The sequence below is a fragment of the Kutzneria sp. NPDC051319 genome (assembly GCF_040682195.1).
Lineage (GTDB): Bacteria > Actinomycetota > Actinomycetes > Mycobacteriales > Pseudonocardiaceae > Kutzneria.
On the sequence record NZ_JBFBAM010000038.1, the window covers coordinates 20,561 to 45,259 of the forward strand.

18 protein-coding genes are annotated in these 24,699 nt (G+C 71.2%); 15 read left to right on the top strand and 3 right to left on the bottom strand.

What is annotated here, in order from left to right:
• Positions 1 to 255: 255 nt before the first annotated feature.
• Entirely contained in the window at positions 256 to 2,730 is a 2,475-nt protein-coding gene (locus AB0M73_RS30475; RefSeq protein ID WP_363897596.1) for a hypothetical protein, read from the top strand.
• Positions 2,731 to 2,755: 25 nt separating this feature from the next.
• Here the strand turns inward: AB0M73_RS30475 and AB0M73_RS30480 are convergent, their stop codons facing one another.
• Complete coding sequence (locus AB0M73_RS30480; protein ID WP_363897599.1) at positions 2,756 to 3,943, bottom strand: serine/threonine-protein kinase; 1,188 nt, start codon at positions 3,941 to 3,943, stop codon at positions 2,756 to 2,758.
• Positions 3,944 to 4,218: 275 nt separating this feature from the next.
• Positions 4,219 to 5,385 carry an alpha/beta hydrolase fold domain-containing protein gene (locus tag AB0M73_RS30485; RefSeq protein ID WP_363897602.1) on the bottom strand — a complete coding sequence of 389 codons (1,167 nt, stop codon included), beginning with the start codon at positions 5,383 to 5,385 and terminating at the stop codon, positions 4,219 to 4,221.
• Positions 5,386 to 5,543: 158 nt separating this feature from the next.
• On the opposite strand from AB0M73_RS30485, the gene AB0M73_RS30490 reads away from it, so the two are divergent.
• The 12 genes from AB0M73_RS30490 (at position 5,544) to AB0M73_RS30545 (ending at position 20,120) form a co-directional block, all read left to right on the top strand.
• Positions 5,544 to 6,422 (top strand): dihydrofolate reductase family protein, encoded by an 879-nt coding sequence (locus AB0M73_RS30490; RefSeq protein ID WP_363897604.1) that lies wholly within the window; start codon positions 5,544 to 5,546, stop codon positions 6,420 to 6,422.
• A gap of 154 nt (positions 6,423 to 6,576) precedes the next feature.
• Positions 6,577 to 7,503 (top strand): ABC transporter ATP-binding protein, encoded by a 927-nt coding sequence (locus AB0M73_RS30495; protein ID WP_363897607.1) that lies wholly within the window; start codon positions 6,577 to 6,579, stop codon positions 7,501 to 7,503.
• A complete protein-coding gene (locus AB0M73_RS30500) occupies positions 7,500 to 8,858 on the top strand; it encodes an ABC transporter permease (protein ID WP_363897610.1) in 1,359 nt (452 codons plus the stop codon). The genes AB0M73_RS30495 and AB0M73_RS30500 overlap by 4 nt, the downstream gene beginning before the upstream one ends.
• A 5-nt stretch (positions 8,859 to 8,863) precedes the next feature.
• Positions 8,864 to 11,596, top strand: a complete 2,733-nt coding sequence (locus AB0M73_RS30505; protein WP_363897613.1) for a bifunctional YncE family protein/alkaline phosphatase family protein — start codon at positions 8,864 to 8,866, stop codon at positions 11,594 to 11,596.
• 186 nt (positions 11,597 to 11,782) lie between these two features.
• Positions 11,783 to 13,993: a hypothetical protein gene (locus AB0M73_RS30510; RefSeq protein WP_363897616.1), complete on the top strand. Its 2,211-nt coding sequence runs from the start codon at positions 11,783 to 11,785 to the stop codon at positions 13,991 to 13,993.
• Between the two features lie 2 nt (positions 13,994 to 13,995).
• Positions 13,996 to 14,613, top strand: coding sequence for a YcnI family protein (locus AB0M73_RS30515; protein ID WP_363897619.1), 618 nt, complete (start codon positions 13,996 to 13,998; stop codon positions 14,611 to 14,613).
• Positions 14,610 to 16,151 (top strand): copper resistance protein CopC, encoded by a 1,542-nt coding sequence (locus AB0M73_RS30520; RefSeq protein WP_363897622.1) that lies wholly within the window; start codon positions 14,610 to 14,612, stop codon positions 16,149 to 16,151. Before AB0M73_RS30515 ends, AB0M73_RS30520 begins: the two co-directional genes overlap by 4 nt.
• A 121-nt stretch (positions 16,152 to 16,272) precedes the next feature.
• Positions 16,273 to 17,013 (top strand): GNAT family N-acyltransferase, encoded by a 741-nt coding sequence (locus tag AB0M73_RS30525; RefSeq protein ID WP_363897625.1) that lies wholly within the window; start codon positions 16,273 to 16,275, stop codon positions 17,011 to 17,013.
• Entirely contained in the window at positions 17,004 to 17,819 is an 816-nt protein-coding gene (locus AB0M73_RS30530; RefSeq protein WP_363897628.1) for a lysophospholipid acyltransferase family protein, read from the top strand. The genes AB0M73_RS30525 and AB0M73_RS30530 overlap by 10 nt, the downstream gene beginning before the upstream one ends.
• Complete coding sequence (locus AB0M73_RS30535) at positions 17,816 to 18,865, top strand: beta-ketoacyl-ACP synthase III (protein WP_363897631.1); 1,050 nt, start codon at positions 17,816 to 17,818, stop codon at positions 18,863 to 18,865. The genes AB0M73_RS30530 and AB0M73_RS30535 overlap by 4 nt, the downstream gene beginning before the upstream one ends.
• Positions 18,862 to 19,104 (top strand): acyl carrier protein, encoded by a 243-nt coding sequence (locus tag AB0M73_RS30540; protein ID WP_363897633.1) that lies wholly within the window; start codon positions 18,862 to 18,864, stop codon positions 19,102 to 19,104. Before AB0M73_RS30535 ends, AB0M73_RS30540 begins: the two co-directional genes overlap by 4 nt.
• Positions 19,105 to 19,109: 5 nt before the next feature.
• Positions 19,110 to 20,120 (top strand): LLM class flavin-dependent oxidoreductase, encoded by a 1,011-nt coding sequence (locus tag AB0M73_RS30545; RefSeq protein ID WP_363897635.1) that lies wholly within the window; start codon positions 19,110 to 19,112, stop codon positions 20,118 to 20,120.
• Between the two features lie 82 nt (positions 20,121 to 20,202).
• Here AB0M73_RS30545 and AB0M73_RS30550 read toward each other — a convergent pair whose 3' ends face one another.
• A complete protein-coding gene (locus AB0M73_RS30550) occupies positions 20,203 to 21,795 on the bottom strand; it encodes an NAD(P)/FAD-dependent oxidoreductase (protein ID WP_363897637.1) in 1,593 nt (530 codons plus the stop codon).
• A 122-nt stretch (positions 21,796 to 21,917) separates the two neighbouring features.
• On the opposite strand from AB0M73_RS30550, the gene AB0M73_RS30555 reads away from it, so the two are divergent.
• Complete coding sequence (locus AB0M73_RS30555) at positions 21,918 to 22,370, top strand: Fur family transcriptional regulator (RefSeq protein WP_363897640.1); 453 nt, start codon at positions 21,918 to 21,920, stop codon at positions 22,368 to 22,370.
• Entirely contained in the window at positions 22,367 to 24,640 is a 2,274-nt protein-coding gene (katG, locus tag AB0M73_RS30560; RefSeq protein WP_363897643.1) for a catalase/peroxidase HPI, read from the top strand. The genes AB0M73_RS30555 and katG overlap by 4 nt, the downstream gene beginning before the upstream one ends.
• Positions 24,641 to 24,699: the final 59 nt, after the last annotated feature.

The following is a 24,699-nucleotide window of genomic DNA, read 5'->3' on the forward strand; positions in this document are numbered from 1 at the left end:
GGTCCCTTCCGATCGGCCTCGCCGTGCGGGGACGAGCGTGTTCTGCCGAGAGGCGATACCCCGATTTCGGTCGCGTCAAACCTGGCGGTGCACTATTTCCGCTGGTGAGCTGCCATTCACGAAGCGTCGACCGCGGCGTTGTCGCCGAGCGCTTCGGTGCAGCGCCGTCTCGGCGGCGCGGTGCTCGGCGTCCCGCTCGATCGCGGTCAAGTGTGATTGCTTCTGCCTGGGTCACCCCGCAGTTAGCCTCGGCCGGTGAAGTCGGCCTCGATCGTCACCGCAGCAGCGTTATTGGCATTAGGGCTGGGCGTGAGCCCAGCGGCCGCCGCGTCCGACAGGACGCCGGCCGGCCCGCACGCGGTGATCAGCCATCTGGCCGATCCGAAGGACGGTCACGCCGCCGAGGACGAGACCGAGGACCTCACCGACGCCTCGCAGCAGTACAGCGACATCCGCAACGCGCCGGGCCTGACGGCGGCGAACGCACAGGCCTACTACTCCGGTCAGCAGCAGGGACAGCACCTGCCGGTGCTGCCGGGCGCCTGGCAGGAGGTGACGAACCAGCCGTACCAGAGCGACGCGCCGGCCTACCGGGACCCGAACTGGTCGAACTCCACCGGCGGCTCCGGACATGTCTCCGGCCGGGTCAGCGCGCTGGCCACCGACGGCGCGCGCACGGTCTACGTCGGCGCGGCCGACGGCGGAGTGTGGCGCTCGGACGACCGTGGCGCGCACTGGCAGCCGCTGTGGGACGGCATGCCGAGCCTCGCGATCGGCGCCGTGGCGGTGAATCCGACCGACCACAGCGTCTACGTCGGCACCGGCGAGGCGGACTTCAGCGGCGACAGTCTCGGCGGCGACGCCATCTACCGCTCCGCCGACCGCGGACGCACCTGGCAGCGCATCGGCCAGTCCTTCTTCGGGCTGCGCACCGCCCGGATCGTGCTGGACGGCGTCGGCCACATCTACGCCGCCACGAGCTTCGGCCTGCTGCGCCACGACATGCGTGACTGGTCCGCGCCCTGGACCACCGTGCTCGCCCCGGCCGCCGGCGCCGAGACGTCGTTCGCGACCGACGTGCGAATCCGCCCGGGCAGCAACGGATCCGTCGTCGCGGCCACCATCGTCAACAAGGGCGTCAACCCCGGCGCGGTGAACGCCTTCTACCAGTCGACCACCGGCGGCGGGCCCGGCACCTTCAGCCGGCAGGCGGCCACCGGCCAGTTGACCGACACCGACATCGGGCGCACCACCTTCACCTGGAACGCCAACGGTTCCGCGCTCTACGCGGTCGTGCAGAACGCCACGAACACCGGCCTGCTGACCGGAGTCTTCCGTGCCGACTCGGGCTCGCCCGCCGGCCCGTGGACCAAGATCGCCGACACGCCGAGCCTGGTGAAGGCCGGCGCCCAGGGCTGCGGCGGCTGCCAGGGCTGGTACGACCAGTACGTGGCCGCCGACCCGGTCGACCCCAACCACATCTATCTGGGCCTCGAAGACGTCTACGAGACCTCGGACCGCGGTGCGAGCTGGCAGGTCATCGGTCCCTACTGGAACTTCGGGCTGCCGTGCTGGAGCTCCGATCTCAGCAAGCTGACCTGCCCGCCGACCACCCACGCCGACCAGCACGCCGCAGTGGTCGCCAGTGACGGCACGGCCTACTTCGGCAACGACGGTGGCGTCTACTCCCGGGCTGCCGCACTGCGCGGTGTCGTCAAGTGGAACAACCTCAACGAGGGGCTGCACACGCTGCAGTACTACTCGGTCGGAGCCGGTCGAGTGGCCGGCGGCGACGCGATCTGGGGCGGCTTGCAGGACAACGGCGTGTCACTGCTGTTACCGGGGGCGAAGGAACAGGTCTCACCGTTCGGCGGCGACGGCGGCCAGGTGATCGTCGATCCGCGCAACGGGATGCGGGCCGTCAACGAATACGTGCACCTCAGCACCGCTCGCACGGAGAACGGCGGCAAGTCGGACTTCACGACTCCCAGCTACACCACCATGTCCCCGTCCTGCGACAACCCCGTCGCCGGCACGCTCGCCGACCCCTGCGACCCCGGCAGCCTGTTCATCGCGCCCTACAGCGCGGACATCGCCAACCTCGACCACTGGGTGGCCGGCGGCCAGTACGTGTGGGACAACCAGGGCAAGGGCTGGGGCACCAACTGCGGTCCGACCGCCTGCGACTGGAAGAACGTGCACGACACCGGCGCCCAGATCACCGCCGTGGTCGCCAAGGGCAACACCATCTACGCGGCCTGGCAGTACCGCGATGCGGCGAAGGTCTACCACTCCGGCATCGACACGAACTACGGCGGCAGCTGGCACCGCCTCGCCACGCCGAACCTGCCGGCCCGCTACATCACCTCGATCTCGCTGGATCCCGTGCGGAACGGGCACTTGTACATCTCGTTCGGCGGCTACACCGACAAGTGGGTGCCCGGCGCGGGCAAGGGGCACGTGTTCGAGAGCGGCGACGGCGGAGCCAGCTGGACCGACGACACCGGCGCGCTGCCCGACCTCCCGACCACGTCGTTGGTGCAGTGGAACGGTTTGCTGGCGGCGGCGACCGACGCCGGCGTCTACGTCCGTCTGGCCGGCCAGTGGTTCAAGCTCGGCACCGACCTGCCGAATGCGTCCGGGCAGCAGCTGGTGGTCGCGCCGGAGGGCACCGCGTTGCTGCTGGCCACCCACGGACGTGGGCTGTGGAGCTACGGCGTGCGTCGGTGACCGGAACCGGCATGGTGTCCTGGAATCAGCCGTGCTTGCCCTTGCCCGGCGGCTGCCCGGCGCCGGTCTTCTTGGCTTGACCGGGTGGAACGTGTCCAGGGCCCGGGCCGCCGTTGCCAGGCCCTGTACCAGGACCTGGACCACCGCCGGCGCCATGGTCGTCGACGGCGGTGCTGGCCGCGAGATCGACACTGGTGGTGGGCGGTGACGTCGTGCTCGGCGGCACGGTCGGTGCGGAGCTCGTGGTGGCCGGGGGAGGGGCGGTCGTGGTCGCTGGGGGAGCGGCGGCTCTCAGGGCGAAGGTCAGTACCGCGCCGGCCATGAGAACTCCGCCGGCCGCCACCGCGACGGCGCGGTGCCGGCGTGGCCGCTGTGGCAACGGGATCGTCGACAGTTCGGCGGGGCCGAGCCGGGCGAATCGTTCCACGCACTGCGCCGACGTCGGTCGGTGTGCGGGATCGGCACTGGTCATCTCGGCCAGCACCATCGCCAGCCCGACGGGTAACCAGTCCGGGATCAGGGGGTCGCGGGTCAGTCGCGCCAGCGCGGCCTCGGCCTGACCGCCCTCGTATTCCTGGTGGCCGGTCAGCGCCTGCAACAGCACGAGGCCGAGGGCGTAGACGTCGGAGGCCGGCGTGGCCTTCTGGCCCCGGACCTGTTCCGGCGCGAGATAGGCGGCGGTGCCGACGATGTCCCCGGAGCGGGTGATGCCGTCGGCGTCGACCAGGCGGGCCAGGCCGAAGTCGGCCAGGTAGGCCTCGCCGTCCAGGTCGACCAGGATGTTCGACGGCTTGATGTCGCGGTGCACGATGCCGCGGCTGTGCACGTAGGCCAGGGTCGGCGCCAGGCGTCCGGCCAGCGACACCACCTCGTCGACGGTGGGCCGCTCCTTGCTCAGCGCCACGTGGAGGCTCGGACCGTCCACCAGCCGCATCACCAGGTACCGGCTGTTCTGGTGCTGGCCGGCGTCGTAGACGGTGACCAGTCCCGGATGCGACAGGCCGGCCAGCAGCCTGGCCTCGTCCTCGAACCGCCGGTGGTCGATCGCGCTGGCCGGCGGGGTGAACCTCTTGATCGCCACCGGGCGTTCCAGCTTCAGGTCGTACGCCCGGTACACCTCGGCCATTCCGCCGCTGCCCACCAGCGCGCCGATCCGGTAGCGGTGCGACAGCAACGGCCGCTCGCCCGTCGCGCTGAACGGATCAGGGTCCATCTGCCCACCTCCCGTGCCGTCGACAACGAGGACTACCACGCCGGAGTGGGCTTCACACCCTTGATCGGCATCACCGGTGGGCCTCCGCATCATGTGCGTTGAGGATTAGCAATGTCACTATGGCTTCAGTGGCGAGTGAAATTAACCCGACCATGCCACGCCATCAGTTGATATCCGGCCAGGAGAAGAAGACCGAATCAGTCAGTCCGCCGGCATGAGCGTGGCGACACGGATCACGCCGACGGTGTGCGGCGGGATTCTCGTTGTCCCCGCGGTCATCCGGCTTCGGCCGTGGTGTCGGCGGCGGGGTTGCGGAGGAAGTGGCCGATCTGTTCCAGGGCGGTCGCGGCTTCGGGCAGGAACGACCAGAACAGGTGGAACACGTGCGTGCCCACCGGGTAGAGGTCGAGCCGGACGTCGACGCCGTGCGCGGCGGCGTGGTCGACGAAGCGGCGGGTCTCGCGCAACACCATGTCGTGGGTGCCGGACTGCACGAGCAGCGGAGGCAACGCGGACAGGTCGGCCTTGAAGACGTTCAGCAGCGGATCGGTGTGCGGATGATCGCCGACGTAGAGCGAGAGCCACCGCGCCACCGGTGTGCCGTCGGGCGGGTCCACGACGTTGACCGACGGGCACAGCAGCACCGCCCGCCCCGGCTGCGGCAGGCCCTCCCGGGCCAGCTTGACCATGAGCGACACGGCCAGCCCGCCGCCGGCCGAGTCGCCGCTGATGGCCAGGTCGCTGGGATCCGTGCCCTGGTCGAGCAGCCATTGGTAGGCGCGGAAGGCGTCGTCGAGCGCGGCCGGGAAAGGGTGCTCCGGGGCGAGCCGGTAGTCCGGCAGCAGCACGGTTGCCCCGGTCGCGGCGGCCAGCGCCCCGGCCAGCGGGCGGTAGCCGAAGGCGGAGCCCGAGATGTAGCCGCCCCCGTGCAGATGCAGCAGGGTCGGCGGCCCGTCCACGCCGGCCGACACGACCAGCGCCGGCACGCCACCAGCCTGCACCGGTCGGACGCGCGTGCCGTCCGGGACCGGGAACTGCGCGTTGAGTGCCTCGTAGGCCTCCCGCATCTGCGGCAGGCCGGGCTGGCCGTCCTCAGCGACCGAGTCCCACAGCTGCGCGACCCGGGCGGCGACCTCGCCGCCGGCCGACCTGGTCAGGGCGACGGCGTCGTTGAGGTCGGCCAGCAGCGGCACGGCCGCGCCGAGCAGCGCCTCGCCGGCCAGCGTCAGCTCCACGCGATGGGTCGAGCGCAGCAGCAGCGGGCAGCCGATCAGCCGTTCCAGCGCCTGGATCTGCCGGCTCAGCGCCGGCTGGGAGACGTACAGGCCGGCCGCCGCCCGGCCGAAGTTGAGCTCGGTGGCGACGGCGACGAACGCTCGCAGGTGTTTGAGCTCGATCGCGTCGGTGGCGGGCAGCGGGGTCGTCGGCCGCGGGTCGGGCATGCCGTCGAGTATCTGCGGCCGACGTCGCCCGTGTCATACCGACCGTGCAACACGGTGATGCAAGATCGGCCTTTCCGCCGTCCGCGACCGGCATGACAGCATTGGTCGTGGCTGAAGGAGCTGGTCGGCGAACTGCGGACCTGCGTCTGCGGTGCGGCGTGGCCCGGGTGCAGTGGCCGGCACAGCGCACCCCCGCGCCGCCGCTGCTGGTCTGGTTCGCCGACGGCGACGAACCGGCCGCGACCGGGGTCCTCGTGATCTCGATCCGGCTGCGGAGCTTCCGGGCCGCACGGGAGGTTCTGGAGTGGTCGGCCGCCAACGCCACCGCGCTGGGCGCCGGTCCCGGACCGCTGCTCGTCGGCGGTGACGGCCCGGGAGCGGCTCTGGCCGCGATGGTCGCCCGGCATGCGCGGGAGCAGGGGTGGCCGCCCGTGGTGGAGGTCAGCCGCCGTGAACTGGCCAGGAAAACCGTAGAAGGAAAGGGCAATCACATGCGCAAGCTGGTGTCGAACCTGTTCGTCTCGCTCGACGGCGTCGTCGAGGCCCCGGACAAGTGGTCCCTGCCGTACTGGAGTGACGAGATCGCCGCGTCCGTCGACGCCGGCATGGCCGCCGCCGACGCCATGCTGCTGGGCCGGGTCACCTACGAGGGCTTCGCGGCCGCCTGGCCCGACCGCACCGTCGAGGACGACGAAGGCGCCGACTTCATGAACACCGTCCGCAAGTACGTGCTGTCGACGACCTTGTCCGAGGTCACGTGGCGCAACTCGGTGTTGCTGCACGGCGATCCCGCCGCGGCCGTTCGTGAGCTCAAGGCTGAAGCCGGCGGTGACATCATGACCAGCGGCAGCGGGACCGCCGTGCGGTGGCTGCTGTCCGAGGGCCTCGTCGACGAGCTGAACCTGTTGCTGTACCCCGTTGTCGTCGGTTCGGGGAAGCGTCTGTTCCCGTCGGACGGACCGAGCTTCCCGCTCACCCTCACGACCTCGACGGCGTTCGGCAACGGCGTCGTCCAGCTGACCTATTCACGGGCCTGAACCGGCCGAGCTCTCGAAACCGCGTGCGGCATTGCGAGGTTTGTCCGGACGCCGCCGGTTGGTCGACCCCCGTTCGGCGAACGTTCAACGGGGGCCGGTCTGCGTGTCACTTGCCGTGCCCTACGGTCCTCACAGCGTGCGGAACGGGGAATCCATGGACACGAGTCTCGCGGTCCGGGCTCGCGGCATCACGAAGTGCTTCGGCGATGTCGTCGCCCTCGACGGCATGGATCTGGATGTCGCGCAGGGGCAGATCCACGGGCTGGTCGGACCGAACGGCGCCGGCAAGACGACGCTGCTCGGCCTGCTGCTGAGCCTGGCCGTCGCCGACGAGGGCAGCCTGGAGATCCTGGGCGCACCGGTCGGCCGGGCGCTGACGGCGCCGGACGGTGTCGCCGGCTTCGTGGACGGACCCGGCCTCTACCCGTCGCTGACCGCCCGGAAGAACCTCGCCGCGCTGGCCACGCTGCGCGGCCGCGACGCGCGCACGGCGGGCATCGACGACGTGCTCGGCCAGGTCGGGCTGGCCGACGTCGCCGACGACCGGGTCCGGGGCTTCTCCCTCGGCATGCGCCAGCGGCTCGGGCTCGCCGCGGCGCTGCTGACCCGGCCCCGGCTGCTCGTGCTGGACGAGCCTTCCAACGGCCTCGACCCGGCCGGCAAGCGGCAGGTGCACGGCGTCCTCAACCGCCTCGCGGCGGACGGAACCACCGTGATCATCTCCAGCCACCGCATGGACGACGTCGAGGCGCTGTGCTCGGAGGTCACCATCCTCGCCACCGGGCGGGTCGTGTTCACCGGGCCGTTGGGCAAGCTGTCGGCCGAGAACCGTGAACTCGACTACCGGATCCGCACCTCCGATCCGGAGGCCGCGCGGCGTCTCGCCCTCGACACGCCGGGGGCCGTCGTCGTCGAGAGCTCCGACGCGGCGCTGCTCGTTGTGCGGGCCGACATTCCGGCTCTCGACGACCTTGTGGCCCGGCTCGTGCACGCCGGCGTCGCGGTGCGCGAACTCGCCCCCGTCGTGTCGCCGATCGAGGCCGCGTTCCTCGCTCTCACCGATCAGGAGACCGGCCGATGACCGCCGTCCTCGACGCCCCGGACACGACCACCCGACCCGTGTCGGTGGCGCACTGCTACCGCTTCGAGATGGTCAAGCTGGTGTCCCAGTGGCGGATCCGGTTGCTGGTGCTGGCCTGCTGGCTCGCGCCGGCGCTGTTCGTCGCCGCGGTCAGCCGGCAGAGCGACCTGCCCACCGACACCCTCTTCGGCCGCTGGATGAACATCAGCGGGTGGGCCGGCCCGTTGGTGATGCTCGGCTTCGCCGGCGTCTACGCGTTGCCGCTGCTGACTTCCGTCGTCGCCGGCGACGTGTTCGCGGCCGAGGACCGGCTCGGCACCTGGCGGCACCTGCTGGTGGCGGTCCGGTCGTACCGGCGGATCTTCGCGGCGAAAGCGTTGGCCAGCCTTACCGTCATCCTGGTGCTCGTGGTCGGGATGGCCGTGTCGAGCACGGTCGGAGGGGTCGTGGCGGTCGGCAGCCATCCGCTCGTCGGCCTCGACGGCCATGTGGTGGCTCCGGCGGACGCGGCCGGACTCGTCCTGCTCGCCTGGATCTGCGTGCTGGCCCCGACGCTGGCGCTGGCCGGGATCGGGCTGCTCGGGTCCGTCGCATTAGGACGGTCACCGATGGGGCTGCTGCTGCCGGCTGTCGTCGCCCTGGCCATGGGTGTGGCCCAGATGCTGCCGCTGCCCGTCGCCGTCCGGCTCGCGTTGCCCAGCTACGCCTTCATCGCGTGGGAAGGCTTGTTCACCAGCCCGGCGCAACTCGGTCCGCTCCTGATCGGCGTCGCGGTGAGCCTGATCTGGGCGGTCGCCGCGACCGCGCTGGCCTACCTTCTGTTCGTACGGCGGGACTTCACCAACCTCACCCACGACGGCTCGGGCCGCCGGGCGTTCACCGTCGCCGCCGCGCCGCTGGCCGGCGTCCTGGTCGTCACGGCCGGGATCCTCGCCGTCGCGACGTCGACCGCCACGGACTCCGGGATCGACCGGGACAAGGTGCAGCAGTCCGTCGCCACGGCCTTCGCCCACCTCTACCGGCTCCAGACCCAGCAGCTGCACCGCCCCGACGTCACCGAGGAGCAACTGGCCACCACGGCCGCCTGCACCAAGGGTGACGGCCTGGCGGAGCCCGACGGGCCCGGCAACGACTGGCGCTGCGTGGCCTCCTGGCACCTGCCCGGCACCACGGCCGTCGGACAGGCCATCTACCAGCTCGACGTCGCCTCGGACGGCCAGTACGTCGCCGACGGCGACGGGCCCAAGGAAGTCAACGGCTACTTCCAGATGCGGACCCCGACCGGGGACCAGCCGAACCCCCTCTGGCAGTTCGACGGCCACGTCGACCTGCTGTCTGCCCCGTCGAAGGGATGAATCCCATGCAGGTAGCGCGCCGCAGAAGGCGTGTCGGCAGGCGTGTCCCGCGCGGATTACGCGTCTGGACCGCGGGCGTCTCCGTGCTCGCCCTGGTCGCCGTGGGCTCCGGCGTCGGCTCGGCGTCGACCCGCCAGTTCGGCACCGACCAGGTCGGCGACACCACCCGCCAGGGCCAGGTCATCTCCAGCGACCAGTACCTCAACCCGATCGGCGACCGCCTCGTCGTCGACAACGGCAAGATCATGGCCTCGTCGGTCAGCCCCGACGGCGGCCACCTCGCCGCGCTGGTCACCGACGGCGGCCTGGCGCTGGTCGTGGTGGACCTCAAGAGCTGGAAGGTGCAGCAGCTCGTCGGCAACTCGGCGACGGCCGACCTGAAGATCTCCGGCAACGACGTGGGCCAGGAAGGCCCGTCGTACTCGCCGGACGGCAAGGCGCTGTGGCTGGCCCAGACCGACGGCTACCGCAGGTTCACCGTGAACGCCGACGGCACGCTGGCCAACCCGACCTTCGTCGCCATTCCGGCCGACGGTGCCAAGCACGGCCTGCCGGCGCAGGCGGTGTTCTCCGCCGACGGCAAGACGGTGTACTCCGCGGTCAACGGCCAGAACCGGGTCATCGCCATCGACGCGGCGACCGGCGCGATCGGGCAGAGCTGGGCCGTCGGCAACGCCCCGCGCGACCTGGTGCGCATGGGCAGCCGCCTGTACGTCAGCAACGAGGGCGGTCGCCCGGCCAAGCCCGGTGACAACACGCTGAACTCGTACAACACCCAGGTGCCGGCCAGCCCGGTGACCGGCGCCACCACCACCGGCACGGTCAGCGTGATCGACCTGGCGCACCCGGGCGCCGCGGTGGGCAGCATCGACGTCGGCCTGCACCCGACCGCCTTGTACGCCAGGAACAACACCCTGTTCGTGGCCAACACGTCCAGCAACGGCGTGTCGGTCATCGACACCGGCCGCAACAAGGTCGTGCAGACGATCTCGACGCAGCCTTGGCCGGAAGCGTCGGTCGGCTACGAGCCCGACGGCATCACCATGACCAGCGACGGCCACCTGCTGGTGACGCTCGGCCGCGCCGACGCCGTCGCGGTCTACCGCTTCTCCCAGGCGCAGGAGCCGGTCAGCTACGTCGGCCTGCTGCCGACGGACTACTTCCCGACCGCGATCGCCACGGTGGGCAACAACATCGTGGTCTCCAACACCCGCGGCATCGACGCCCTGCGTCCCACCACGGCCGCCGGGCACAACACGCACGACACGACGTCGAGCGTGCAGAAGTTCCGGCTGCCCGACGACCGGACGATTCGCGGCTACACCGGCAAGGTGTTCGAGCAGAACGGGTGGACCAACGGTTCGGTCCAGCTGGCCAACGGCTACGGCAAGGCCAAGCCGGCGCCGGTCCCGCAGCGCATCGGCGACCCATCGACGATCAAGCACGTCTTCCTGATCGTCAAGGAGAACCGGACCTACGACCAGGTGTACGGCGACGACCCGCGCGGCAACGGCGACGCGGCGCTGGCCACCTTCGGCGAGAACGTGACGCCCAACCAGCACGCGCTGGAGCGGCAGTTCGGCCTGTACGACAACACCTACGACATCGGCACCAACTCCGCCGAGGGCCACAACTGGCTGATGCAGGCCGACGACCCGGAGTACACGGAGTCCTCCGCCGGCGAATACCTGCGCAGCTACGACACCGAGGACGACGCGCTGGGCCACCAGGCGTCCGGGTTCCTCTGGAGCGGGGCGCAGGCGGCCGGCAAGACCGTGCGGGACTTCGGCGAGTTCCAGCAGTTCCTGACCAAGCCGGCCGACGCCTCGTGGCAGAACCTGTACTGCGACGCCAAGAACATGGCCTCGACCGGACAGTCCACCGCCTACCCGCTGGTCTCGTCCTCGCCGATCCCGTCGCTCAACAGCGTGTCGGTGCCGGGCTTCCCGAAGTTCGACACGTCGGTGCCGGACGTCTACCGGGAGCAGATCTGGAAGCAGGACTTCGCCAAGAACGGTCCGGCCAACCTCAACATGTTCTGGCTGTCCAGCGACCACACCGGCGGCCCGCCCAACCCGGCCGCGCAGGTCGCCGACAACGACCTCGCGACCGGTCAGATCATCGACACCATCTCGCACAGCCCGTACTGGAAGGACTCGGCGATCTTCGTCGTCGAGGACGACTCCCAGGCCGGTCTCGACCACGTGGACGGCCACCGCGCCCCGATCCAGATCATCAGCCCGTGGGCGCAGCACGGCGTCGTGGACAACCACTACTACTCGCAGATCACGATGATCCGCACCATCGAGCAGATCCTCGGGATCCACCCGATGAACCAGAAGGACAGCGCGGCCACCCCGATGTCGGCGGCGTTCACCACCAAGCCCGACTACACGCCGTTCAACTCGGTGCCGAACCGCACCTCGCTGACCCTCGGCCTGTCCACGCCACCGTCCTGCGGTGTGGACACCGTCGCACCGCAGTTCGCCGCGTCGGCGCCGTCGACCACCGTGCCCGCGGACAAGAAGCAGTTGGCGGCCCAGTGGATGTCGTGGGAGGGGCAGCAACACCTGACCGGATCGAACGCCGTGCCGGACTACGCCAATCCCGCGCAGATGAACCACCTCACGTGGTATGAGACGCACGGGTGGACGCAGCCCTACCCGGGTGAGAGCAAGGTCTACGCCCCGGACCAGGTTCCCGGCGGGTACATCCCGTCCTCGGACTCCGACGGCTGATGAGTGTTCCTCAGGTAGGTCCGGGATCGACGGTTCCCGGGCCTACCTAGGAACCGGGCGACCTACTAGTCAGTTCGAGCACCCCTAGGTGACGACGGGGATTCCTAGGGGTTTCCAGCCATAGCTGGGTTCGGGACAGCGTGGATAGTGTGCCGGCCGGGGAAAGCGACGACCCGGAGGCCGTTGATGGCACGGATCAGCAGAAGGCAGATGCTTGTCGCCGGGGCGGCCGTGGGCGCGGTGGCGTTCCCCGCGGTGAGAGGGCTGGCGGCGGTGGGTGGGCCGGTGGCGCCGGAGGCGGTGACGCAGGCGCAGACACCGTTGGCGAGCGCGAGGATCCCCAAGTACGTCACGGCGCTGCGGACGTTCGGGGGCGGCCGGGTGTCGGGATCGAGCTTCACGACGAGGATTGCCGAAGCGCCCCAGGTGGTCCTGCCGAGCTCGATGTACCCGCCGGGACACGCGGACGGCACCTGGGTGTGGGCCTACCAGGTGGGTGGAAAGGCGGCGTCCTGGCCGGGCGTGACGGTGGAGGCGACGCGAGGAACGCCGACGACGATCACGTACGTCAACAACCTGCCCCGCAGCTCGCGGGTGCAGCCGCTGTTGACGATCGACCAGACGATCCACTGGGCGGACCCGTTGGGCGTGGTGAAGGCGTCCCAGCCGTACACGGGTCCGATGCCGACGGTGGTGCACCTGCACGGGGCAGAGGTCCAGTCGGCGTTCGACGGACTGCCGGAGGCGTGGTTCACGCCGGACGGCCGGCACGGACCGGCCTACAGCACGGCGTCGGGAACGGCGTCGAACGCGGCGGTGTACTGCTACCCGAACACGCAGCCGGCGACGGCGCTGTGGTTCCACGACCACGCCCTGGGCATCACGAGGATCACCGTGCTCAGCGGCCTGTCGGCGTTCTACCTGGTCCGGGACAAGTTCGACACGGGCCGTCCGGACAACCCGCTGCGGCTGCCGGCGGGCGCCTTCGAGGTGGAGCTGATGCTGCAGGACCGGCTGTTCGACACGAACGGCCAGCTGCGCTTCCCGGACGGCAGCAACCCCGACGCGGACCTGAACGGCCCGCCGTCGAATCCGCTGTCGCACCCGTTCTGGATCCCGGAGTTCTTCGGCGACGCGATGGTGGTCAACGGCCGGACCTGGCCGACGCTGGCGGTGGAGCCACGCCGCTATCGCTTCCGGTTCCTCAACGCCTGCAATGCGCGTTTCCTGCGCATGAACCTGACGGATCCGGCGAACGCGTCCTCGGCGACGCCGCCGTCGGCGGTGGCGTGCTGGCAGATCGGCACCGACGGCGGCCTGCTGGACCGGCCGGTGGAACTGAACGACCCGGCGAGGCCGGACGCGCCGAAGCTGTTCCTGGCGCCGTCGGAGCGGGCGGACGTGATCATCGATTTCAGCGGGCTGCGCGGCCGGTCGCTGATCCTGACCAACGACGGCCTGTTCCCGTACCCGAGCGGCGGGCCGCCGGACCCGAACCTGGACGGCCAGCTGATGCGCTTCGACGTGACACTGCGACTGTCCGGTCAGGACACCAGCTACAACCCGGCGACGGGCGCGCCGCTGCGGGGCGGCAGCGGGCAGCCGCCGGCGATCGTGCGGCTGGCGAACCCGGCGACGGGTGCGGTCGCGGCGGGCGTGCGGCCGACGGTGAAGCGGCAACTCGTCGTCTTCGAGCAGGAGACCGTCGACTGCGCGGTCTCCGACCAGAGCGACGGCCCGCTGGAGGCGTTTCTGAACAACAGCAAGTGGAACGGCCTGCGGGACGGGACGACGACGCCGATCACGGGGTCGCGGGGCAGCACCGGCCTGTTCATCACCGAGCTTCCCCGGGTCGGCGCGACGGAGCTGTGGGAGCTGCTGGACATCACCGACGACGCGCACCCGATCCATGTCCACCTGATCCAGTTCCAGGTGCTCAACCGGCAAACCGTCGATGTCGACGGCTACCGGGCGGCCTGGGCGGCGATGTTCCCGGGCGGCACGTTCGCCGGCCAGCAGTGCGACGGCTCCTTCGGCCGCACGACCTACCCGGCCGGCGAGATCATCCCGGGCTACGGCCCGCCGCGCGACTACCTGACGCCCAACGCGGACGGGGCCCTGGGCGGCAACCCGGCGATCGGCCCGTTCCTGACCGGACCGGTGCTGCCGCCGGATCCGGCCGAGGCGGGGTGGAAGGACACGTTCAAGATCAATCCGGGCATGGTGAACCGGGTGCTGATCCGCTGGGCGCCGACGGAGATCCCGGTCGGCGACGCCCAGCCGGGCGTGAACCGGTATGCCTTCGACCCGACGGCCGGCCCGGGCTACGTGTGGCACTGCCACATCCTCGATCACGAGGACAACGAGATGATGCGCCCGTACATCCCGGTCAGGTAGCCATGTGGCGCGTGATCGTGCTGGCCGCCGCGACTGCCTCGGCCCTGCTCGCCGGGGCCGGGACCGCCGCGGCTCACGTGACGACCCAGCCTTCGACGGCGACGAAGGGCACGGCGGCGGAGATCGCGTTCCGGGTGCCCGACGAGGAGAAGTCGGCCAGCACCACCGAAGTCCAGGTGAGCCTCCCGGCCGACCACCCGATCGCGTCGGTGCGGCCGAGGGCGATGGCCGGGTGGACGGCGGACGCGACGACAACGCGGACGGCGACACCGCTGAGTTCGGACGACGGGCCGGTCACCGAGGTGGTCTCGGTGATCACCTGGCACGGCGGGAGCATCGCGCCGGGCAGCTACGACGACTTCGTCGTGCTGCTCGACCCGGTGCCGTCCGACGCGGACTTATTGGTGTTCAAGGTGATCCAGACCTACGACAACGGCGACGTGGTGCGCTGGATCGACACCGGCGCCGACGCCGAACACCCGGCACCAGTCGTGACGCTGGTCGCGGCCGAGCGGGCGGCGGCCGCGCCGGATCTGTTCGGCGTCACCGGCACGGTCCTCGGGGTTGTCGCCGGGGCGATGGCCGCCCTGGCCTGGCGTCGGAAACGCCAGGCCCGATGAGATCCGTGCCGGCGGTGCTGGCCGGCGTCCTCGTGGCACTGCTCGCGACCGCCGGTCAGGCCGCCGCGCACGCGGCGCTGTTGGGCACGCAGCCGGCGCCGTCCTCGATACTGGTGACGGCGCCGTCCACCGTGACGCTGAGCTTCGGCGAGCCGATTCAGGTGACGACGGACGGAATCCAGGTGCTCGGCCCGGACGGCTCCACAGTGGACAACGGTGGGGCGGGCCACGTCGACGGCCGGCCCGACACGATAGGCGTGGCGATCAAGGCGCAGGGGGCGGGCACGTACACGGTGTCTTGGCACGTGGTGTCGGCGGACTCGCATCCGGTGTCGGGCGCGTACACGTTCTCGGTCGGCCATCCATCGGTGGCGCCCGGGACATCGACCGGCGGCGACACCACCGTCGCGATGCTCTACTGGCTGTTCCGGGCGCTCGGCTATGTCGCGTTCGCCGGGCTGGCCGGCTCGCTCGGCTTCCTGTTCCTGTGCTGGCCCAACGATTTCCTCACGAAGCGGCTGACGTGGGGCAGCTGGGCGGCGCTCGTGGCCGCCACCGTCGCGGACGGGCTGCTGCAGGGACCGTACAGCGCCGGGCTCGGGCTTGACCACATGTTCGACAGCGGCCTGCTCGCGGTCACCATGGGCATCCCGCTCGGCACCGGCCTGGTGATCAGGATGTCCCTGCTGGCGCTGACCGCGCCGGTGATCGCCGACGCGTATCCGTTCGGGCGGCGCGCTGTGGCCACGCTGCTGCTCAGCGGCCTTGCCGTCACGTGGTCGATGTCCGGGCACGACGCGGACGTGGCCACGGTGCCCGCCGACGTGCTGCACCTCGACGCGATGGCCCTGTGGGTGGGCGGCCTCGCGGTGATCCTGGTGGCCAAGCCCCCGCCGTCGGCGATCGCCCGGTTCAGCCGCCTGGCGGCGGCCAGCGTCGGAGTGCTCATCGTCACCGGGATCTTCCAGAGCTGGCACCAGCTCCATGCCCTCGACACCGACTACGCGAGGCTGTTGGCGGTGAAGGTCGGTGTCGTGCTGGCGATCCTGGGTGCGGCCTGGTTCTCCCGCCGCTGGCTGCGGACTCGACCCGAGGCGGTCCGGCGCTCGGTGCTGCTGGAGACCGGCGGGGCCGTTGTCGTGCTCGCGCTGACGGCGGCGCTCGTTGCCGCCAACCCCAACGCACCGTCCACACCGGAGGAGGGCCCGCTGGCCTTTGACACCGGCGGCCCGCACGGCCAGGGCAAGCTCCAGATCGGCGTGCTGCCGGGCACGGTCGGCCCGAACATCATCTCTGTCACGGTCACCGACGCCGCCGGCATGCGCGTGGACGTCGCCGAGTTGGACGCTCAACTGTCGATGCCGGACAAGGGGATCGGCCCGATGACCGTGTCGATCCCGCGTACCGGCATGGCCATGGGCGGCTATCGCGCGGCCAGCGCCGAACTGCCGTTCGCGGGCATCTGGCGGCTGACCATCACCGTGCGCACCTCCGAGTTCGACGAAACCACGGTGGTACGCCAGATCCAGGTGACCTGAGCACCGGCAATTCGGGCAGGTGTCGCGGTATTTCCGGCCGACTCGGGCCTTGTCGGAGAACTGAACGGCGGGTGGCCTCGTGTGCCTGCGGTCAAGCAGTGGTGGCCGAACAGGAGAGTCGATGGCCGACGCGGAGTACGAGGCGATTGTCACGCGGGACGACGACCTCGTCCGGCAGGCCCAGCGGTTGCGGCAGCAGGTGTTCGGCCAGGAGTTCGGCCTGGCGGCCTCGGCCGACGGTGTCGACAGCGACGCGAGCGACCGATACGCCGATCACGTGGTCGTTCGGCACCGAACGTCCGGGGAGGTGGTCGGGACGTACCGGATGCTGACTCCGGCCGCCGCGGCCCGGGCCGGCGGAAACTACTCGGACCAGCTGTTCGATCTGCGCCCGCTGCGGTCGATCCAGCGACGGCTGCTTGAGCTCGGGCGAGCGTGCGTGCATCCCAAGCACCGCAACGGGGTGGTCATCAGCCTGCTGTGGATGGGGCTGGTCACGCACGCGCGGGAGCAGGGCCTGCGCTGGCTGGCCGGGTGCTGCTCCGTCCCGCTGGCCGACGGCGGCGCGGATGCGGCCCGGATCTGGGCCACCGTCGCCGAGAAACACCTGGCCCCGCCGGAGCGCCAGGTCGTGCCGCGCCGGGAGTGGGTTGTCGGGCCGGCGGAACGGATCCCGGAGCGAGAGCTGCCGGCGCTGCTCAAGGCGTACCTGCGGCTCGGCGCGCAGGTGTGCGGCAAGCCCGCGCACGACCCGGACTTCGACACGGCCGACCTGTACGTGCTCCTCGACCTGGACGCGGTGCCGCCGCGCTATCTGGCCCGGTTCGAGCGGCTCTGGGCGTACGGACGGCAATGCGCCTGAGCGTGACGGCGACGTGCTCCGTGGCCGGCTGTGTGTCCGCCACGACCCCCACTGTCGGCCCCGCGCTGCTGGCGATCCGCCGGCTCAAAGTCGCGGTCGCGCTGGTGGCGTTCCTGCTGTGCCTGGCTTTCCTGGCCATGGGGCCACCACCGCGTGTGGGCCGAGCCGTGTATTCGTGGTGGTTTCGGGGATTCCTGTTCGCGCTGGGTATTCGGGTCCGCGTGCGTGGCCCTCGTGGGTCCTGGCACGACGGCCCGGAGCTGGTCGTCGCCAATCACGTCTCGTGGCTGGACTCCGGCCTGATCCAGTTGTGGCGGCCGGGTCAGACACTGGTGAAGAGCGACGGCGACGACGTGCCGGCGATCGTCCGGCGGCCGTTGCGGGCGCTGGGCACCGTGTTCTTCGATCGCGAACGGCCGGAGCAGCTGCCCCGGGCGATCGGTGAGATCACCGGGATTCTGCGTGGTGGCGGGCGGTTCGTGTGCTTCCCGGAGGGCACGACCTACTGCGGCGGACATGCCGGCGCATTTCGGCCGGCGCTGTTCCAGGCGGCCGTGAACGCCGGCGCGCCGGTTCGGCCGGTGCGGGTCGACTACGTGCTGTCGGATGGCTCGCCGGCGACGGCCGCGGCCTTCATCGGTGACGACAACCTGACCACCTGGACGCGTCGGGTGATGGCGGTTCGGGGCATGACCGCCGAGATCGTCTTCCTGCCGCCGTTGCCGGCGGCCGGCGGGCGACAGACCCTGGCGCGGCTGTCGGAGGACAGCGTCCGCGCCGTGCGAAACGAGGAGACAACACTGTGAACGAACGACTTCCGGCCGCGGTCGTCGCCGGGCTCGGGGCCTGGGTGCCGCCGAACCTGGTGACCAACGAGGATCTGGCCGATCGGCTGGACACCACCGACGAGTGGATCCGGACCCGATCCGGCATCGGCCGGCGCTACCACGTGCCGCCCGGCCTGCACACGTCCGATCTGGCCGTGGCCGCCGGGCAGCGGGCGATGGCGTCGGCGGCGGTGTCCGATGTGGACTGTGTGGTGCTGGCCACGGAGACGCCGGACCGGCGCGTGCCGGGCACCGCGCCCGTGGTCGCCGAACGGCTCGGCTTGCGGGGCCGGGGCGCGCTGGACGTCAACGCCGCGTGCAGCGGCTTCGTCTACGGGCTCGCCACCGGCGCCGGCCTGATCGCCATGGGCACGGCCGCCACCGTGCTGGTGATCGGGGCGGACACCAACTCGCTGTACCTCGATCCGGCCGACCGGTCCCTGTATCCGCTGATGGGCGACGGCGCGGGCGCCGTCGTGCTGCGCCGGGGCGACCGGGCGGAGCCGGGCGCGCTCGGCCCGTTCACGCTGGGCAGCGACGGCTGTCTGGTGGACCTGATCACCTCGCCGGGCATCGGCTCGGAGCAGCGCGCCAGCGGCGAGCCGATGACCGCGGCGGACGTCCACACCAGGATGCAGGGCCGGGCGGTGTTCGAACACGCCGTTGTGCGGATGTCCGAAGCGGTGGGCACCGCCCTCGAACTCGCCGGCTGGCCCCAGGCTGAGCTGGACCGGGTCGTGGCCCATCAGGCGAATCTGCGCATCCTGCGGGCCGTCGGGCGACGGCTCGGGCTGACCGACGACCAAGTGCCGATCCACCTGGACCGTGTCGGCAACACCGTGGCCGCTTCCATCCCGTTGGCGCTGGCCGACGCCACGCGCTCGGGCGGCCTCAAGGCGGGACACCGGACCGCGCTCGTCGCGTTCGGCGCAGGCGCCTCTTGGGCCGCGACCACGGTGCACTGGCCCGAACTGGACCTGTCGGCCACCCACTTTCCCTACGACCACGCCGGGAGCGCCGCATGAGCCCCGATTTTCCGGCCGTGCGCGACCTTGTCGCCGAGATCCTGGCCGTGCCGGCCGACCGCGTCGATCTCGACACCGTCCTGGGCACGCTCGGCCTCGACTCGCTCGCATTGGTCGAGCTTCTGCTGGCGATCGAGTCCACCTTCGCCGTCCGGCTCACCGACGAGGACATCGACCAGGACCACCAGGTCGGCGACGTGCTCGCGATGATCACCGCGCGCCGCGGTGTCGAGGGCTGAAGGCGTTGTCCCAGCAGCGTTTCCAGACGTACGGCACGACGCCGTCGCCCCGCGCCGACGAGCTGCGGACTGTCGTCGGGTCGGCCCGCCGCGCGCAACGGCACGGCCTGGACGGCCTGCTCGCGTTCCACAACCTGGGCAACCTCGACCCATGGGCCGTCGCGAGCACGATCCTGCACCACACCGAAAGCGTGACGCCGCTGGTGGCACTGGCTCCGCACGCGATGCCGCCGTTCACCGCGGCCAAGTTGATCCACACGCTGACCCGCCTGCATGGTCGGCGCGTCGACGTCAACCTAATCACCGGGGCCGCCGGCGCCGAGCTGGAGCAGCTCGGCGAGACGCTCAGCCATGACGAGCGGTACGACCGGCTGATCGAGTACGGCGTCGTGCTGCGAGCATTGCTCAGTACTGGCGGGCCGGTCAATCACAGCGGCCGCTTCTACAACTACCGGGCCCTGCGAACGAATTCCGCGTTGGAGGAGCACCTGCGGCCGCGGTTCTTCGCGGCCGGCTCCTCGCCGGCGGCCCGCCTGACGGTGCGGGCGGTCGCGGACGTCGCCATCACGCACCCCGAGCCGGTCGACCGGTTCGCCACGTCGTTCGTCGAGCCGGACATCGGGATCGGCATTCGAATCGGCCTGCTGGCCAGGGAAACCGACGCGGAGGCGTGGCGGGTCGCGACCGCCCGCCATCCCTACGACCGCCGCGCCGAGCTGACGACGGCCATGCGCGTCCGGTCCGGGTCGGACTGGAGCCGGCGGCTGGCCACGCTGGCCGCCGCCGAGGAGACCTACGACGAGGTGTACTGGACCGGCGCCTATCGCACGGACAAGGGCGCCATGCCGCTGTTGGTCGGCAGCTACGACCGGGTCGCCGACTACCTGGACCGCTATCTGGTGTTGGGCGTCCGCACGATCCTGTTGGGCGGTCTCGACACCGACGACGATTTCCGCCACGCCGCGGTCGTGCTGGATGACCTCCGGACGCGCCGCGCCGGTGTGATCGGCCTCTGACCGACGAACGGGGGCCTACCCGTAGGCGACCGCCTCTCGAACAGGTCCAGTGTGGACGGACCGCGTCGCCGTGATCCGCGGTTCAGCCGTAGACCAACCGATGGGCGGCGTTGATCGCGGCCTGGTAGCCGGCGCCGGCCCAGCCGGCGCGGGCCAGCGCGGCCCGAGCGGCGTTGCTGCCCGGGCCGCCGTGCACGGCCCCGCCGGGATGGGCCGACGCGCTGGCCAGGAACAGTCGTTGCACCGGCGTGTCGGACCGGGCCAAGCCGGGCACCGGTCGGAAGAACAGCTCCTGGTGGATCGCCGACGTGCCGCCGTTGATCGCGCCGTCGACCAGGCTCAGGTTATGGCCGTGGAGGTCGTCGGGCCCCTGCACGGCCCGCGCCACGACCAGGTCGCCGAACCCCGGGGCGTGGCGCTCGACGGTCCGTTCGATACGGTCGGCGGCCCGCGCCAGCCGGGTCGAGTCCCAGCGCTGGCCGTGCGGCACGTGCGTGTACGCCCACACGGCCTCGGTGCCGGCCGGGGAACGCGACGGATCGGCGGTGGTCATCTGCCCCAGCAGCAGGAAGGGGTCGCGGGGCGTTCGCCCCCGGGCCAGGTCGACGGCGAAGGTCGACATGCCGTCCATGTCCGCCCCCAGGTGCACGGTGCCCGCGCCGCGCACCTGCTCCGCCGGCCACGGCACCGGGCCGGACAGGGCCCAGTCCACCTTGATCGTCGCGGGGTCCCAGTGGAACCGGTCGAGATCGTCGACCAGCCGCGCCGGCAGATGCTCGGCGCCGACCAGATCCCGGTAGAGCGCCGGGGCCGGCACGTCGGCCAGCACCGCGCGCCGGGCCCGCACGGGCTGGCCCTCGCTGTCGCGCACGCCGACGGCCCGTCCGCCCGCGACCAACACCCGATCCACGCGACGGTTGCACACGATTTCGCCGCCGCGCTCGGTGAGCCGCCGCACCAGCGCCGCGGTGATCTGGCCCGCGCCGCCCTCGGGCACCGGGAATCCGACGTCCTGCCCGAGCATCGCCAGCAGCCAGCCGAACACGCCGCTGCCCGCGTTGTCGACGCCGACGTCGGCGTGCATGGCGTTGCCGGCCAGCAACAGCCGGGCGCCGTCACCGGCGAACCACTCGTCGGTGAGGGTGCGGGCCGACAGCGTCACCATCCGCGCCAGGCGGAGGGCCTCGGCGGTGCCGATCCGGCGCAGCAGGCGCGCGCCCGCGCGGACCGGCGGAAACGGCTGGAACAGGACGTCCAGCAGCGGCTCCCGCAGCCGCGTCCACTGCTCGTGCATGCGAGCCCACGCTGCGCCGTCCTGCTCGGCGAATTCCGACACCGACCGGATCGTGCGGTCGAGGTCACGGGACAGCACCGCACTGCGGCCGTCCGGCAGGACATGGGCGACGACGTCGGGCGCGTGCCGCCAGGTCAGGCCGTAACGCTCCAGGTCCAGCTGCGCGAACACCGGCGACGCCGCCGACATCGGGAAGAAGGCGCTGCACAGGTCGCTGCGGTAGCCCGGCGCCGTGATCTCCTCGGTGTGCACCGCGCCACCCGGCCGCTCGGCCGCTTCCAGGACCAGGACGCGCCAGCCGGCGTCGGCCAGCAGGTTGGCGGCGACCAGCCCGTTGTGGCCCGCACCGATCACCACAGCATCCGCAGACTCCACCGACATGCGTGCGGATTCCACCGGCTCGGTCCGTCAAACGCGAAGTGACGACGCGCGCATCGATCCCGGGCCCGACACGCGACCCGATAACTTGACTCGTTCCAGACAAGGGTTCTAGGGTCGTGTGCGTGACGTCTGAGTTCGTGGCGCAGCTGCGGGCGGTCTCCTTGCGTGTGACCCAGCCCCGGCTGGCTGTGCTGACCGCGCTGCGCGGTCATCCGCATGTCGACACGCAGCAGGTCATCGAGCTGGTGCGGGCCGAGCACCCCGCCGTGTCGCACCAGACGATCTACGACGTGCTGGAGGCGCTGACCGCCGCCGGCCTGGTGCGGCGAATCCAGCCCGCCGGCGCGAACGCGCGCTACGAGTCCCGTGTGGACGACAACCACCACCACGTCGTGTGCCGCTCCTGCGGCGCGATCGCCGACGTCGACTGCGCCGTCGGACACACCCCCTGTCTCACCGCCTCGGACGACCACGGCTACGTGATCGACGAGGCGGAGGTCGTCTTCTGGGGCACCTGCCCCGACTGCACGGCCGCGACGCAATCCCGAACCGCCAGCTCGGAAGGAAGCAGATGAGCGACCCCAGGACGACGCCCGCCAGCGCACAGGGCGTGGACGAGAAGGCGGCCGCGGGCTGCCCGGTCGCGCACGACTCCGTGACCTCGCACGGCAGCGAGAGCGAGAACCCGGCGATCGACTCGCCGACCGTGAAGACGGGCGGCCGCCCGCGCACCAATCGGGACTGGTGGCCCAACCAGCTCGACCTGTCGGTGCTGCGCGCCCACTCGTCGAAGAGCAACCCGCTGGGCGTGGACTTCAGCTACGCGAAGGAGTTCGCCCAGCTCGACGTCGACGCGCTCAAGCGGGACATCACCGAGGTGCTGACCACCTCGCAGGACTGGTGGCCGGCGGACTTCGGCCACTACGGCGGCCTGATGATCCGGCTGAGCTGGCACGCCGCCGGCACCTACCGCACGCACGACGGCCGCGGTGGCGCCGGCGACGGCGCCCAGCGCTTCGCCCCGCTCAACAGCTGGCCGGACAACGCCAACCTGGACAAGGCGCGCCGTCTGCTGTGGCCGGTCAAGGAGAAGTACGGCCAGCAGGTCTCGTGGGCCGACCTGCTGGTGCTGGCCGGCAACGTGGCCCTGGAGTCGATGGGCTTCACGACGTTCGGCTTCGCCTTCGGCCGCGAGGACACCTGGGAGCCGGAGGAGATCTTCTGGGGCCCGGAGGACGCCTGGCTGGGCGACGAGCGCTACGTCGGCGACACCGAGATGGCGCCCCAGGTCGGCGCGACCGAGATGGGCCTGATCTACGTCAACCCCGAGGGGCCTCGCGGCAGCGCGGACTTCGTGGCGGCGGGCCACTTCATCCGCGAGACGTTCGCGCGGATGGCCATGAACGACGAGGAGACCGTCGCGCTCATCGCCGGCGGCCACACCTTCGGCAAGACGCACGGCGCCGCCGTGGCCGACGACCACGTGGGCCCGGAGCCCGAGGGCGCGCCGCTGGAGGCCCAGGGCCTCGGCTGGCTGAGCACCAACGGCAGCGGCAAGGGCGCCGACGCGATCACCAGCGGCCTGGAGGTGACCTGGACCGACCGGCCGACCGAGTGGAGCAACCGGTTCTTCGAGATCCTCTTCGGCTACGAGTGGGAGCTCACCACCAGCCCCGGCGGCGCCAAGCAGTACGTGGCCAAGGACGCGCCGGAGATCATCCCGGACCCTTACGACCCGGCCCGCAAGCACCGGCCGACCATGCTCACCACCGACCTGGCGCTGCGCTTCGACCCGGTCTACGGGCCGATCTCCCAGCGGTTCCTGGACAATCCCGACGAGTTCGCGCTGGCCTTCGCCAAGGCCTGGTACAAGCTGCTGCACCGCGACATGGGCCCGGTCAGCCGCTTCCTGGGGCCGTGGGTGCCCGAGGCGCAGCTGTGGCAGGACCCGCTGCCGGCCGTCGACCACGAGCTCGTGGGTGACGCCGACATCGCTGCCCTCAAGGCCAAGGTCCTCGACTCCGGCCTGACTGTCGCCCAGCTGGTCGGGACCGCGTGGGCCGCCGCGGCGAGCTACCGCTCCACCGACAAGCGCGGCGGCGCCAACGGCGCCCGGATCCGCCTGGAGCCGCAGCGCGGCTGGGAGGTCAACCAGCCCGAGCAGCTCGCGGAGGTGCTGGCCGCGCTGGAGGGCGTCCAGCGGGAGTTCAACGAGGCCGGCGGCGCGAAGATCTCGCTGGCCGACCTGATCGTGCTGGCCGGCTCGGCCGCGGTGGAGAAGGCGGCGCGCGACGCCGGCCACGACGTCACCGTGCCGTTCCGCCCGGGCCGCACCGACGCCACCCAGGAGCAGACCGACGTCGAGTCGTTCGAGGTCCTGGAGCCGCGGGCGGACGGGTTCCGCAACTACCTGCGGGCCGGCGAGAAGCTTCAGCCGGAGACGCTGCTCGTCGACCGCGCGTACATGCTCAACCTGACCGCGCCCGAGATGACCGTCCTGCTCGGCGGCCTGCGCTCGCTCGGGGCCAACACCGGCGGCAGCCGGCACGGCGTGCTCACCGACCGGCCCGGCCTGCTCAGCAACGACTTCTTCACCAACCTGCTCGCCACGGGCACCCGGTGGAAGGCGTCCGAGTCCGAGGAGCACGTCTACGAGATCCGCGACGTGACGACCGACGAGGTGAAGTGGACCGCCACCGCGGTCGACCTCATCTTCGGCTCCAACTCGCAGCTGCGGGCCCTGTCCGAGGTCTACGCCGGCCAGGGCGCCCGCGCCCGGTTCGCGGCCGACTTCGTCGCCGCCTGGACCAAGGTGATGGAGCTCGACCGCTTCGACCTCGTCTGACCCCAGCGCACCACCGAGCCCGGCCGGTCCTCCTGGATCGGCCGGGCTCGGTCTTTCAC

What these genes read in the sequence shown, in the direction of transcription:
- AB0M73_RS30500 (WP_363897610.1), top strand. Translation starts at nt 7,500, where the DNA reads ATGACCGCCGTCCTCGACGCCCCGGACACGACCACCCGACCCGTGTCG.
- AB0M73_RS30540 (WP_363897633.1), top strand. Translation starts at nt 18,862, where the DNA reads ATGAGCCCCGATTTTCCGGCCGTGCGCGACCTTGTCGCCGAGATCCTG.
- AB0M73_RS30550 (WP_363897637.1), bottom strand. Translation starts at nt 21,795, where the DNA reads ATGTCGGTGGAGTCTGCGGATGCTGTGGTGATCGGTGCGGGCCACAAC.
- AB0M73_RS30485 (WP_363897602.1), bottom strand. Translation starts at nt 5,385, where the DNA reads ATGCCCGACCCGCGGCCGACGACCCCGCTGCCCGCCACCGACGCGATC.
- AB0M73_RS30510 (WP_363897616.1), top strand. Translation starts at nt 11,783, where the DNA reads ATGGCACGGATCAGCAGAAGGCAGATGCTTGTCGCCGGGGCGGCCGTG.
- AB0M73_RS30525 (WP_363897625.1), top strand. Translation starts at nt 16,273, where the DNA reads ATGGCCGACGCGGAGTACGAGGCGATTGTCACGCGGGACGACGACCTC.
- AB0M73_RS30515 (WP_363897619.1), top strand. Translation starts at nt 13,996, where the DNA reads ATGTGGCGCGTGATCGTGCTGGCCGCCGCGACTGCCTCGGCCCTGCTC.
- AB0M73_RS30505 (WP_363897613.1), top strand. Translation starts at nt 8,864, where the DNA reads ATGCAGGTAGCGCGCCGCAGAAGGCGTGTCGGCAGGCGTGTCCCGCGC.
- AB0M73_RS30495 (WP_363897607.1), top strand. Translation starts at nt 6,577, where the DNA reads ATGGACACGAGTCTCGCGGTCCGGGCTCGCGGCATCACGAAGTGCTTC.
- AB0M73_RS30520 (WP_363897622.1), top strand. Translation starts at nt 14,610, where the DNA reads ATGAGATCCGTGCCGGCGGTGCTGGCCGGCGTCCTCGTGGCACTGCTC.
- katG (WP_363897643.1), top strand. Translation starts at nt 22,367, where the DNA reads ATGAGCGACCCCAGGACGACGCCCGCCAGCGCACAGGGCGTGGACGAG.
- AB0M73_RS30480 (WP_363897599.1), bottom strand. Translation starts at nt 3,943, where the DNA reads ATGGACCCTGATCCGTTCAGCGCGACGGGCGAGCGGCCGTTGCTGTCG.
- AB0M73_RS30530 (WP_363897628.1), top strand. Translation starts at nt 17,004, where the DNA reads ATGCGCCTGAGCGTGACGGCGACGTGCTCCGTGGCCGGCTGTGTGTCC.